At 44.4% G+C, this 12,505-nt stretch carries 11 protein-coding genes; 9 read left to right on the plus strand and 2 right to left on the minus strand.

Going from position 1 to position 12,505, the window contains the following annotated elements:
- Positions 1 to 561 precede the first annotated feature (561 nt).
- The 8 genes from ACHLI0_RS20240 (at position 562) to ACHLI0_RS20275 (ending at position 7,094) form a co-directional block, all read left to right on the plus strand.
- Entirely contained in the window at positions 562 to 786 is a 225-nt protein-coding gene (locus ACHLI0_RS20240) for a winged helix-turn-helix domain-containing protein (protein WP_008760053.1), read from the plus strand.
- A 192-nt stretch (positions 787 to 978) separates the two neighbouring features.
- Entirely contained in the window at positions 979 to 2,523 is a 1,545-nt protein-coding gene (locus ACHLI0_RS20245; RefSeq protein ID WP_490749921.1) for a peptide MFS transporter, read from the plus strand.
- A gap of 41 nt (positions 2,524 to 2,564) precedes the next feature.
- Complete coding sequence (gene hpt, locus ACHLI0_RS20250) at positions 2,565 to 3,101, plus strand: hypoxanthine phosphoribosyltransferase (protein ID WP_008760055.1); 537 nt, start codon at positions 2,565 to 2,567, stop codon at positions 3,099 to 3,101.
- A gap of 33 nt (positions 3,102 to 3,134) precedes the next feature.
- Positions 3,135 to 3,704, plus strand: a complete 570-nt coding sequence (locus ACHLI0_RS20255; protein ID WP_008760056.1) for an adenylate kinase — start codon at positions 3,135 to 3,137, stop codon at positions 3,702 to 3,704.
- 11 nt (positions 3,705 to 3,715) lie between these two features.
- Complete coding sequence (gene obgE / locus ACHLI0_RS20260; RefSeq protein ID WP_011109231.1) at positions 3,716 to 4,882, plus strand: GTPase ObgE; 1,167 nt, start codon at positions 3,716 to 3,718, stop codon at positions 4,880 to 4,882.
- Positions 4,879 to 5,691: a peptidoglycan editing factor PgeF gene (pgeF, locus tag ACHLI0_RS20265; protein WP_490749922.1), complete on the plus strand. Its 813-nt coding sequence runs from the start codon at positions 4,879 to 4,881 to the stop codon at positions 5,689 to 5,691. Before obgE ends, pgeF begins: the two co-directional genes overlap by 4 nt.
- An 83-nt stretch (positions 5,692 to 5,774) precedes the next feature.
- A complete protein-coding gene (locus ACHLI0_RS20270) occupies positions 5,775 to 6,440 on the plus strand; it encodes a B3/B4 domain-containing protein (RefSeq protein ID WP_490749923.1) in 666 nt (221 codons plus the stop codon).
- 15 nt (positions 6,441 to 6,455) lie between these two features.
- Positions 6,456 to 7,094 carry a M23 family metallopeptidase gene (locus ACHLI0_RS20275; RefSeq protein ID WP_008760060.1) on the plus strand — a complete coding sequence of 213 codons (639 nt, stop codon included), beginning with the start codon at positions 6,456 to 6,458 and terminating at the stop codon, positions 7,092 to 7,094.
- Positions 7,095 to 7,363: 269 nt separating this feature from the next.
- Here ACHLI0_RS20275 and ACHLI0_RS20280 read toward each other — a convergent pair whose 3' ends face one another.
- Positions 7,364 to 9,004, minus strand: coding sequence for a beta-N-acetylhexosaminidase (locus ACHLI0_RS20280; protein ID WP_490749924.1), 1,641 nt, complete (start codon positions 9,002 to 9,004; stop codon positions 7,364 to 7,366).
- Between the two features lie 205 nt (positions 9,005 to 9,209).
- Here ACHLI0_RS20280 and ACHLI0_RS20285 point away from each other — a divergent pair, with 205 nt between their 5' ends.
- Complete coding sequence (locus ACHLI0_RS20285; protein ID WP_490749925.1) at positions 9,210 to 11,423, plus strand: beta-N-acetylglucosaminidase; 2,214 nt, start codon at positions 9,210 to 9,212, stop codon at positions 11,421 to 11,423.
- A gap of 94 nt (positions 11,424 to 11,517) precedes the next feature.
- Here ACHLI0_RS20285 and ACHLI0_RS20290 read toward each other — a convergent pair whose 3' ends face one another.
- Positions 11,518 to 12,405 carry an AraC family transcriptional regulator gene (locus ACHLI0_RS20290; RefSeq protein WP_217719791.1) on the minus strand — a complete coding sequence of 296 codons (888 nt, stop codon included), beginning with the start codon at positions 12,403 to 12,405 and terminating at the stop codon, positions 11,518 to 11,520.
- Positions 12,406 to 12,505 lie beyond the last annotated feature (100 nt).

The raw sequence follows: 12,505 nt of genomic DNA on the forward strand, positions 1-12,505 counted from the left end.
AAAAATGCAGGGGAAATCAGAAGTTATCTTGGGGTGGCTTTGTCCTGTCTGTCTGTGATTCCTCAGTTGGGGGGCGGATATTTCTCTGCAAAGGTACGGGCATTCTTCAGATAAGATGCGGAGACTTTTCGGCTAAGATGCAGGCATTCTTCTCTTAAAGTGCCTTTTTCTTTAGTTGCTCACGGCCGTGACAAGACCTCGCCACGACCGTGAGCAATGCTAATCACGGTCGTGAACAATGCTTGTCACGGCCGTGGTCAGTTAATGATATCGGTGCTTTGATGTAACTATTCTACTGCTTTCTCCTTAATCTTCCGATACTTTGAGAGATAGTTACGCCTTCTCCGGCCTGCTATAGAACTGCTTCCTTTATGAGTGTCTTCGGCGTTTGGAATAAAGCTGTCAGTAGATATGGTACAATATAAACAGCTAATGCCTTGATTATTTGCTTTTTTCGAAAAAAATGATATCTTTGTAGTGCAGTAATGTGCTTTACGTTATTCTCCTGTGCTCACAATGTTTAGATTATAAATATAAATTGTTTAATCTTCTAAAGTTTGCATGATGGAAAAGAAAAGAATTGGCTCAAATGCCGGGAAAGTATGGCGCATCTTAAATGAAAAGGGCGAACAGTCTATGTTCACCTTGTGCCATGAGTTAGGTTTGACGTTCGAGGATGTAGCGATTGCTATCGGCTGGTTGGCAAGGGAAAACAAAATCCTGCTTAGAAAAAAAGAAGGAATGCTCTATGCCAGTATTGAGAATGTTGAATTTACTTTTGGATAAATGGCGACTGACCCACATTTAAGGGGAATATCCACTTGATTATTTACACTGTTGAAAACATAATAAGGTGGGTAACTGAGACTTCTTGCACGCCATCCTGTATTTTTCTATTCCATAAGAATCTTCTTTTTTGAGGCATTTAATCTACTTTTTAGTACCTTTGCACCCCATAAACTACTAAACACATAATTCATGAGTTCATTGAAAGGGCATCCGAAAGGCCTTTACCTAATTTTCGCAACGAGCACGGCAGAACGTTTCAGTTACTACGGTATGCGTGCCATCTTTATCCTCTTTCTGACGCAGGCATTGCTTTTTGATAAAGAAGCGGCAGCCTCTATCTACGGTAGCTATACCGGACTGGTCTATCTGACTCCGTTGATCGGCGGATACATTGCCGATAAATATTGGGGCATCCGTCGTTCGGTGTTTTGGGGAGCGGTGATGATGGCAGTCGGTCAGTTCCTGATGTTTATGAGTGCCTCTTCACTAAACAATACAAACCTTGCCCACTGGCTGATGTATGGCGGACTCGGATTTATGATTTTAGGTAACGGTTGCTTTAAGCCTACCGTTTCTTCGCTTGTCGGGCAATTATATGAACCGGGGGATAAACGGTTGGATGCTGCATACACCATTTTCTATATGGGTGTTAATGTCGGTTCTTTCGCTGCTCCTTTGATTTGCGGTTTCTTGGGAGACACAGGGAATCCGCAGGACTTTAAATGGGGATTCCTCGCATCTGGAATCATGACGCTGTTCACTGTTGTCCTCTTTGAAACTCAGAAGAATAAATACCTTTTCTCTCCTTCCGGTGAACCGATTGGTATCGTCCCCGACGCCAGACGTGAAAAAAAGGAAGATAAAGCCGAACATATTTCACATCCGAAGATGGACAAACGTACCAAAGTACGTAATATCATCATCATTACTGCCCTTACAGTTGCTTTAATAGCCTTTTTTAGTTATGCCTTTAGCGATGACTGGATTAGTGTGGGCATCTTTACGGCTTGTATTGTCTTTCCAGTGCTCATTCTGCTGGATGGTTCATTGACCAAAGTAGAACGCAGCCGTATTTTCGTAATCTATATCGTAGCTTTCTTCGTCATTTTCTTCTGGGCAGCTTACGAGCAGGCAGGAGCTTCTCTGACATTATTCGCTTCCGAACAGACTGACCGCAGCATTTTCGGTTGGGAGATGCCGGCTTCGTGGTTCCAGTCATTCAATCCGCTTTTCGTGGTGATCCTTGCCTATATTATGCCCGGTATATGGAGCTTTCTGAATAAGCGAAACATGGAACCGGCTTCCCCTACCAAGCAGGCAATCGGTCTGTTGTTGCTTTCTCTTGGTTATCTCTTCATCTGTTTTGGAGTGAAAGATGCTATTCCGGGAGTAAAGGTGAGCATGATCTGGCTGACAGGACTTTACTTTATTCATACAATGGGAGAAATCGCTCTGTCACCTATCGGGCTTTCTATGGTTAATAAGTTGAGTCCGTTACGTTTCGCCTCCTTGATGATGGGGATTTGGTATCTTTCTACTGCCACCGCAAATAAATTTGCAGGTATGCTGAGCGGTCTCTATCCCGAAGACGGAAAAGTGAAATCAATCCTTGGTTATCAGATTGCTACCATGTACGACTTCTTCATGCTGTTCGTCATTATGTCCGGTGTTGCCTCACTGATTCTGTTCCTTCTCTCGAAGAAATTACAGAAGATGATGCACGGGGTAGAATAAAAAATTGTATTTTTGCGACAACTTTTTTAAAATGACCGGTTATGGATACCATACAGATAAAAGACAAGCAATTTACTGTTTCCATTAAGGAACAGGATATTCAAAAAGAAGTGATTCGCGTAGCGAACGAAATCAATCGTGATTTGGCAGGTAAGAATCCGCTCTTCCTCAGTGTGTTGAACGGCTCGTTCATGTTTACCGCCGACTTGCTGAAGCATATCACGATTCCGTGCGAAATTTCATTTGTGAAGTTGGCATCTTATCAGGGGGTGACTTCCACCGGAGTAATTAAAGAAGTGATCGGGCTGAATGAAGACATTGCCGGACGTACGGTAGTGATCGTGGAAGATATTGTAGATACCGGACTGACGATGCAGCGTCTGCTGGATACACTGGGCACACGCAATCCCGAAGCGATTCATATCGCCTCTTTGCTGGTGAAACCGGAAAAGCTGAAGGTCAATCTGAACATAGAATACGTAGCGATGGAAATCCCGAATGATTTTATCGTTGGCTACGGATTGGATTATGATGGTTTCGGACGCAATTATCCCGATATTTATACTGTAGTAGATTAAATTCAAATACAAATTAATTTATAGGTTAAAAAGATGTTGAACATTGTAATTTTCGGTGCTCCGGGTTCAGGAAAAGGAACGCAGAGCGAACGTATTGTAGAAAAGTATGGAATCAACCACATCTCGACAGGAGATGTATTGCGTGCAGAAATCAAGAACGGCACGGAGCTGGGCAAAACTGCTAAAGGTTACATCGACCAGGGTCAGTTGATTCCGGATGAATTGATGATTGATATTCTGGCAAGCGTATTCGATAGCTTCAAAGATAGTAAAGGTGTAATTTTCGACGGTTTCCCAAGAACAATTGCACAGGCTGAAGCATTAAAGAAAATGTTGGCGGAAAGAGGACAGGATGTTTCTGTAATGTTGGATCTCGAAGTTCCGGAAGATGAACTGATGGTGCGTCTGATCAAACGTGGCAAAGACTCCGGTCGTGCTGATGACAACGAAGAAACAATCAAAAAACGTCTGCATGTATATCATTCACAGACATCTCCGCTGATCGACTGGTACAAGAACGAAAAGAAATACCAGCACATCAACGGTCTGGGTACTATGGATGGTATCTTCGCTGATATCTGCGAAGCGGTAGACAAATTATAATAAATAAAAATATGGCTGAATCGAATTTTGTTGATTACGTAAAGATATACTGTCGCTCAGGCAAGGGCGGAAGAGGCTCTACGCACATGAGGCGCGAGAAATATTGTCCTAACGGAGGTCCCGATGGGGGCGATGGTGGAAGAGGAGGCCATATTATCTTGCGCGGTAACCGTAATTACTGGACATTGCTTCACTTGAAGTATGACCGTCACGCGATGGCAGGTCATGGCGAATCGGGCAGCAAGAACCGTAGTTTCGGAAAAGACGGTGCGGATAAAGTGATCGAAGTACCCTGCGGAACGGTAGTGTATAACGCCGAAACCGGAGAATACCTTTGTGATGTGACGGACGACGGACAGGAAGTGATCTTGTTGAAAGGCGGTCGTGGCGGTCAGGGCAACAGTCATTTCAAGACGGCTACCCGTCAGGCTCCGCGCTTTGCGCAGCCGGGAGAACCGATGCAGGAGATGACGGTGATCATGGAGCTGAAACTGTTGGCAGATGTAGGACTGGTAGGTTTCCCGAATGCGGGAAAGTCTACGTTACTTTCTGCTATTTCGGCTGCGAAACCGAAGATTGCCGATTACCCGTTTACGACACTCGAACCGAATTTGGGAATTGTTTCCTATCGCGATGGAAAGTCATTCGTGATGGCGGACATACCGGGCATCATCGAGGGAGCCAGTCAGGGAAAAGGATTGGGACTGCGGTTTCTGCGTCATATCGAGCGTAACTCGTTGCTGTTGTTCATGGTTCCGGCGGATAGCGATGATATCCGCAAGGAGTATGAAGTATTGCTGAATGAGTTGCGTACGTTCAATCCCGAAATGCTGGACAAACAACGTGTGCTGGCTATCACGAAGAGCGATATGCTCGATCAGGAGCTGATGGACGAGATTGAACCGACATTGCCCGAGGGTGTTCCGCATATATTCATTTCTTCTGTTTCCGGTTTGGGAATCTCAGTGTTGAAAGATATTCTGTGGGAGGAACTGAACAAGGAAAGTAATAAGATAGAAGACATTGTTCACCGTCCGAAAGACGTGACCCGTTTGCAGCAGGAACTCAAGGACATGGGCGAGGATGAAGAACTCGACTATGAATATGAGGAAGATGCTGACGATGAAGACGATGATCTCGACTATGAATATGAAGAAGAGGATTGGGAGGAAAAATGATTTCAATCACAAGAGATAAAAGAATGTTGGGGTATGAGTCGTTAAGCTCATACTCCAACATTTCTCATTTTGTAACTACCCGGCAGGGAGGATGCAGCGAGGGAAATTATGCGTCATTCAACTGTACGCCTTACAGTGGCGACGAGGCGGAAAAGGTCCGGCGGAATCAAACGCTTCTGATGGAAGGAATGTCGCAGACACCCGAAGAACTGGTGATTCCTGTGCAGACTCATGAGACGAATTGCCTGCTGATCGGCGATGCTTATTTATCGGCTTCGTCTCAACAACGGCAGGAGATGTTACATGGAGTAGATGCATTGATTACCCGTGAGCCGGGATATTGTCTTTGTATTTCTACTGCGGATTGTGTACCCGTGTTGGTATATGATAAGAAACATGGTGCCATAGCTGCCATTCATGCCGGATGGAGAGGGACGGTAGCGTACATCGTGCGTGATACTTTGTTGAGGATGGAAAAGGAGTTTGGCACAAGTGGAGAAGATGTGGTGGCTTGTATCGGTCCGAGTATCTCATTGGCTTCTTTTGAAGTGGGTGAGGAAGTGTACGAAGCATTTCAGAAGAATGGTTTTGATATGTCTCGTATTTCTATCAGGAAAGAGGAAACCGGAAAACATCATATCGACTTGTGGGAAGCGAACCGGATGCAAATCCTTGCTTTCGGTGTGCCGTCGGGACAGGTGGAGCTTGCCCGGATATGTACGTATATTCATCACGACGAGTTTTTCTCGGCAAGACGTTTGGGCATTAAGTCCGGACGGATTCTGTCGGGGATCATGATTCATAAATAATAGCTTTGAACATAGATTGACATAAATAAGCGCATAGGTTGGAATAGACTTGAACGTAAGTTGATATAAACTTGAATAAAAGTATGTTTGAAATAAAAGTATCTCAGGAAATAAAGAATGCCTGTCCGGTTTTTGCCGGAGTAGCCGTATATGCAGCAGTGAAGAATACTGCTTACTGCGATGGACTTTGGAAAGAAATAAATACTTTCACAGAAGACTTGACTACTACCACCCAAATGGCAGACATTAAGTTGCAACCTGTGATTGCTGCTACCCGTGAGGCTTATAAGCGTTGTGGCAAAGATCCGGGGCGTTACCGTCCGTCGGCAGAAGCGCTGCGCCGTCGCCTGATGCGTGGCATCCCTTTGTATCAGATTGATACTTTGGTAGACCTTATCAATCTGGTTTCTCTCCGTACCGGACATTCTATCGGTGGCTTCGATGCGGATAAGATACAGGGTAACCATCTTGAACTTGGCATTGGCAAAGCGGAAGAACCTTTCGAAGGTATCGGCCGGGGCATTTTGAACATTGAAGGATTGCCAGTATACAGAGATTCTTTTGGAGGAATCGGAACACCGACAAGCGACCACGAACGTACGAAGATGGATATCGGGACTACTCATATTCTTGCGATAGTCAACGGGTATAACGGAAAAGAGGGATTAAAGGAAGCTGCTGAAATGATTCAATCCTTACTGAGGGATTATGCCGGATCGGATGGCGGTGAACTTATCTATTTTGAATAACAAAGAAAGAAATACATGAAGAACATACTTATTTTATTGACAGTCCTGCTTTTACCAACTCTTGCTTATGCGCAAAGTAAATCCTCTTTTTCTTCTATGGAGGTGAATCACGTACGGGTTGCTACTCCCGGACTTTTTGCGAAAAGCAATCATATATATCTGCATTTGGATTCTCTGCAAGAGCATGAATATGCTTTTCCCTTACCGGGAGCCAAAGTTATTTCCGCTTATGGCACTCGCGGAGGACATTCGGGAGCAGATATAAAGACGTGTGCCAAAGATACGATTCGTGCTGCTTTTGATGGAGTCGTGCGTATGTCGAAGCCGTATTATGCTTACGGAAATTTGGTTGTAGTCCGTCACGCGAATGGGCTGGAAACGATTTACAGTCATAACTTTAAGAATTTGGTACAGAGCGGAGATACGGTGAAAGCCGGACAACCTATTGGACTGACCGGACGTACTGGCCGTGCTACTACGGAGCACGTGCATTTTGAAACCCGCATTAACGGTCAGCATTTCAATCCGAATCTTATTTTCAATCTGAAGGAGGGTACATTACGAAAGGAATGTATTAAATGTACGAAGAATGGAAATGGGGTAGTGGTGAAGCCACAGGCGAATAATAATCGCGTGGCACAAAATAAAAAGTGAAAGAACTGAGATGGTCTGAAAAAGACGGAAGGGGGGGACTAAAAAGACAATAGTATCTCCCCTTCCCCTCCCTTCGGGAAGGAGGGGTGGCTGAAAGCCGGGGTGGTAGGTAAAATAGGGTTGTCTATAATTTGCAGTGAATAAGTGGACTGCGTATTCACCTACCACCTCCCCCTGCGGGTACTCCTCCTTCCCGAAGGAGGAGATTTAAGATACTACCGACTTTTTAGTCACTCCCCAGTTATCGGCAGTCAAATGAAAGTGTTTGCTTATTTCATGATATGTTTGCCATAATTCCATCCTTTGAGGTCGTATAGCTCTGCATCCTTACGAATCCTTTCTTTAAAGTCTTCATAATTCCTTTTTTCCTGTGGCGTCCATCCGGCTTCCGCAACGGCGGCAAGACGTGGTAACATCAGGTATTCGAGAACGGAAGGTTCGGTCACCCATTCGGTCCAGAAGTTGGCTTGTACACCTTTATAATAAGGTTGCAAGGCAGCATCCACGTCTTTAAGCGGCTGATAGTTATAAACGGCCTCCACTGTTTCTGTTCCATGCCCCTGCGACATCGGCTCTGTGGTGAGTTTCGACTGTTTTCTGTTGATGTAATAAGGTATTTGCGGGCTCAGTATGGTATTCATTCCTTGCTTGGCAGCCTGTTTTGCGGCGGCATTAGCTCCGATCCATGCCATAATGGTGATGTCATTGCCAAGCATACTGGTATTTCCGTGAAGCACTTCGTTCCAGAATATAAGTTGGCGTTGTTGATCGGCAGGTTTGGTGGCAATGTAATCTTTTAGTTGTTTGTAGAAATAAATCTGCAAGTCTCTGAAGTTGGAAGAACCTATTTCACTCAGCAGCTTCTTGCATTTCTCATTCTGTTGCCATTTCCTTGTGGGGCATTCGTCACCGCCCAAATGAATATAATTGAATGGGAACAATTCGGTGAGTTCATCGATTACATCTTTGGCAAACTGCATCGCTTTCGGGTTGGCTACGTTGATTACATCAGTAGAAATCCCTTGTCGCAGCCATACTTCATGTTTATTCTCTGGGTCGCACGCCAAGAACTCCGGATAAGCTGCAACGGCTGCCTGCGAATGTCCCGGAATGTCTATTTCGGGAATGATTTCTATAAATTTCTTCTTCGCATATGCTACGATTTCTTTGATATCTTTCTGAGTATAAAAGCCGCCATAATGCTCACCGTCAGGTTTTACGTCACCATAAGCAAGCACTTTGCTGTTTCTCCATGCACCTGTCTCCGTTAGTTTGGGGTATTTCTTTATCTCGATTCTCCAGCCTTGATCTTCTGTCAGATGCCAGTGGAAACGATTCATTTTGTAGGTGGCCATCATGTCGATCACTCGTTTTATTTCATCTTTACCGAAGAAATGTCTGCCTTCGTCCAGCATAAAACCTCTCCATTCGAAACGGGGAGCATCTTCAATCTCGACAGATGGGAGACTCCATTGTAAATGGTCGGACGTTGCTACACCTGCCATTACGTTGCGGGGCATCAGTTGCTTTAGCGTTTGTAGCGCATAATAGAAACCTGCGGGACGGGCGGCTTCAATCCGGACTTGTTCTTTCGAGATGTTCAGCTTATAAGCTTCGGCGGGGAGTTGTGGATTCAAATCTAAGATAATCTTTGCTTTAGCTTCTTTTTGAGTAGATGAGACCTTGATGCCGGTTGCTTCCTGAAATTCCTTTTTGAATGATTCAAAGACCATACGGATGCTGTCTCCCTGATAAGGAGCGACTTTGGTTTTCAGTTGACTGCCAAACTCAAGGTGTCCGTCTTTTACGGTAAGGTGAGCCGGTTGTGGGGTGAGAGCGATTTCTTGTGCTGTAAGCATCTCATTGCTACATACTAGCAATAGCAGGGGTAGAAAGTGTTTGATCTTCATGGTAATTGGGGGTATTTAAATAAAAAGTATAACAGCGGACGAAGATAGAAATAATAAATCAGAAAAGTATGTCTTTATGATTATTTTGTTTGCTCTTTTTGATTTGTTTGATCTAGGTTCCTCATAAATTTGCTTAATTTGATAAATTAGTGTTTCTTTGCACCATGATATAAGTCATGATAACTAACCCCCATTATTACAACTTATGAAAAACAACAAGATTTATCTGTTGGGAGCCTGCCTCCTGTGTGCTGTTACTACCTTTGCGCAGAATGTTAGTCTGCAACCCCCTCCTCAACAACTCATTGTTCAAAACAAGACCATCGATCTGCCTGCTGTCTATCAGCTGAATGGCGGGGAAGAAGCCAATCCGCATGCTGTAAAGGTACTGAAAGAACTGCTTTCCGGTAAACAAAGCAGCAAGAAAGGGATGCTTATTTCTATTGGTGAGAAAGGTGACAAGAGTGTGCGTAAATATAGCCGCCAGATTCCTGACCACAAAGAAGGCTATTACCTGTCTGTGAATGAGAAGGAAATCGTATTGGCCGGAAACGACGAACGAGGTACTTATTACGCTCTGCAAACTTTTGCGCAATTGCTGAAAGACGGAAAGCTGCCTGAAGTAGAAATCAAAGATTACCCTTCTGTACGGTATCGTGGAGTGGTAGAAGGATTTTACGGAACTCCCTGGAGCCATCAGGCACGCCTCAGCCAACTGAAGTTTTATGGTAAAAACAAGATGAACACTTATATATACGGTCCGAAAGATGATCCGTATCATAGTGCTCCCAACTGGCGTTTGCCTTATCCCGACAAAGAAGCTGCCCAATTGCAGGAATTGGTGGCGGTAGCCAACGAAAATGAAGTTGACTTTGTATGGGCGATCCATCCGGGACAGGATATCAAATGGAATCAGGAAGACCGTGATCTTCTGCTCGCTAAGTTTGAGAAGATGTATCAGCTCGGTGTCCGTTCGTTTGCCGTATTCTTTGATGATATCTCCGGTGAGGGCACTAATCCGCAGAAACAAGCGGAACTGCTGAACTACATTGATGAGAAATTCGTACAGGTAAAACCGGATATAAACCAACTGGTGATGTGTCCTACAGAATATAATAAAAGCTGGTCGAATCCTAATGGCAATTATCTGACTACGCTGGGCGATAAACTCAATCCTTCCATTCAGATCATGTGGACGGGAGACCGTGTCATTTCCGATATTACCCGTGACGGCATTTCGTGGATTAACGAACGAATCAAGCGTCCGGCTTATATCTGGTGGAACTTCCCGGTGTCCGATTATGTGCGCGATCATCTGCTTCTCGGTCCTGTGTATGGCAACGATACTACGATTGCCAAAGAGATGTCGGGCTTCGTAACCAATCCGATGGAACATGCCGAATCGTCAAAGATAGCGATCTATAGTGTGGCAAGTTATGCGTGGAATCCTGCCAAGTATGATACATGGCAGACGTGGAAGGATGCGATCCGTACCATTCTGCCAAGTGCAGCGGAAGAACTTGAATGCTTTGCAATGCACAATTCCGACTTGGGACCTAACGGACACGGATACCGTCGCGAAGAATCTATGGATATCCAACCGGCTGCCGAACGTTTCCTGAAAGCGTTCAAAGAAGGCAATAATTACGATAAGGCAGATTTCGAAACACTTCAATATACGTTCGAACGTATGAAAGAATCCGCCGATATCCTGTTGATGAATACGGAGAACAAACCGTTGATTGCGGAAATCACTCCTTGGGTGCATCAGTTTAAACTGACGGCTGAAATGGGAGAAGAAGTGCTGAAGATGGTAGAAGGCCGGAATGAATCTTATTTTCTGCGGAAATACAATCATGTGAAGGCTTTGCAGCAACAGATGTTCTATATCGATCAGACGAGTAATCAGAATCCTTATCAACCGGGAGTAAAGACAGCTACGCGAGTGATAAAACCATTAATTGACCAGACTTTTGCCACAGTTGTGAAATTCTTCAATCAAAAGTTTAATGCTCATCTGGATGCCACTACCGATTATATGCCGCATAAGATGATCAGTAATGTGGAGCAGATCAAGAACCTGCCGTTGCAGGTGAAAGCGAATCGTGTACTCATTTCTCCTGCCAATGAAGTCGTGAAATGGGCAGCCGGAAACAGTGTTGAAATAGAACTGGATGCTATCTATCCGGGAGAGAATATTCAGATAAATTTTGGTAAGGATGCTCCTTGCACATGGGGACGCCTTGAAATCTCTACGGACGGCAAGGAATGGAAAACGGTGGATCTGAAGCAGAAAGAAAGCAGATTGTCGGCCGGTTTGCAGAAAGCTCCTGTGAAGTTTGTCCGCTTCACGAATGTGAGTGATGAAGAACAGCAGGTTTATTTGCGCCAGTTTGTTCTGACTATAGAGAAGAAATAAGAATGATTATATAGGCTGACTAAAAAGTCTGAACTACCCACAATTCCCCTCCTTCCCGAAGGAGGAGAGTTGGAAGTTACCACCGACTTTTTAGTCAGCCTTTTTTTGATTTACGATATTCCCGCGGTGACATTCCCATGATCTTGCTGAACAGGCGGGAAAAATAATAAGTATCTTCAATGCCTATTTTATAGCATATCTGATTTATCTTCATATCGGTGGTGTCCAGCAACAGGCAGGCCTGCTGCATCTTTAGCAGATTAAAGTAAGTAAGCGGACTGTGTCCCGTTTGCTTTTTGAACAACATGGAGAAGTGCGACGGAGAATATCCGATTTGCGTCGATATCTCTTCCAGACTCAGATGTTTCTCCATGTTCTCTTTCATGTAGTGGATGGCAACGTTCACTATTCCCTCATCTTTTGCTTCATTGGTACCTGCATTACGATATTGCTGGACATAGCGTAATGTTCCCAGATAAAAGTGAAACATCGAAAACGCATAGCGCAGGTTCTCGTTGCTATAACCATTTTTGAGTGTATTGAATATCTCTTCAAACAGGTTGATCCGCGTACTGATGCGGGAGTGTTGTTCGGGCTGAATATCCATCGGACGGTTGGCGTCTTTGGCATAGAATGGAGCAAGAATACCTTTGAAGTGTATCCAGTAAATAGTCCATGGCGTCGATTTGTTGGAAGCGTATGAATGCGGGACTCCTGCCGGAAGAATAAAATACTGATTGGCGGAGACGGTATATTCCTGGTCTCCGATCCGGTAAGATCCGGCACCATCAATACAATAGATGAAGACATATTGATTGATGGGCTCTTTCCGTTCCCGAAAATGATGCTTGGCTTTGGGATAATATCCGATGTCAGTGATATGCAGCATGGAGGTCAGCGGGTCCTCTTCCATCTTATCAACGATGATGCGGGGCAATACTAAGGCTCTTTCCCCGGTAAATCCATCTTTTAGTTTTACCATAGTACATAATTGGTTATTCTGCGCAAATATATAATAATGTATGCGATCTGTCAAATAATACATTAAAAATAAGATTGTCCATCTTTATAAAATGAAATTC

The organism is Bacteroides sp. RCH18, from assembly GCF_058231005.1.

Coding starts and splice junctions, on each gene's coding strand:
- ACHLI0_RS20240 (WP_008760053.1), top strand. CDS start 562: ATGATGGAAAAGAAAAGAATTGGCTCAAATGCCGGGAAAGTATGGCGC.
- ACHLI0_RS20290 (WP_217719791.1), bottom strand. CDS start 12,405: ATGGTAAAACTAAAAGATGGATTTACCGGGGAAAGAGCCTTAGTATTG.
- ACHLI0_RS20270 (WP_490749923.1), top strand. CDS start 5,775: ATGTTTGAAATAAAAGTATCTCAGGAAATAAAGAATGCCTGTCCGGTT.
- hpt (WP_008760055.1), top strand. CDS start 2,565: ATGGATACCATACAGATAAAAGACAAGCAATTTACTGTTTCCATTAAG.
- ACHLI0_RS20275 (WP_008760060.1), top strand. CDS start 6,456: ATGAAGAACATACTTATTTTATTGACAGTCCTGCTTTTACCAACTCTT.
- ACHLI0_RS20245 (WP_490749921.1), top strand. CDS start 979: ATGAGTTCATTGAAAGGGCATCCGAAAGGCCTTTACCTAATTTTCGCA.
- ACHLI0_RS20285 (WP_490749925.1), top strand. CDS start 9,210: ATGAAAAACAACAAGATTTATCTGTTGGGAGCCTGCCTCCTGTGTGCT.
- ACHLI0_RS20255 (WP_008760056.1), top strand. CDS start 3,135: ATGTTGAACATTGTAATTTTCGGTGCTCCGGGTTCAGGAAAAGGAACG.
- pgeF (WP_490749922.1), top strand. CDS start 4,879: ATGATTTCAATCACAAGAGATAAAAGAATGTTGGGGTATGAGTCGTTA.
- obgE (WP_011109231.1), top strand. CDS start 3,716: ATGGCTGAATCGAATTTTGTTGATTACGTAAAGATATACTGTCGCTCA.
- ACHLI0_RS20280 (WP_490749924.1), bottom strand. CDS start 9,004: ATGAAGATCAAACACTTTCTACCCCTGCTATTGCTAGTATGTAGCAAT.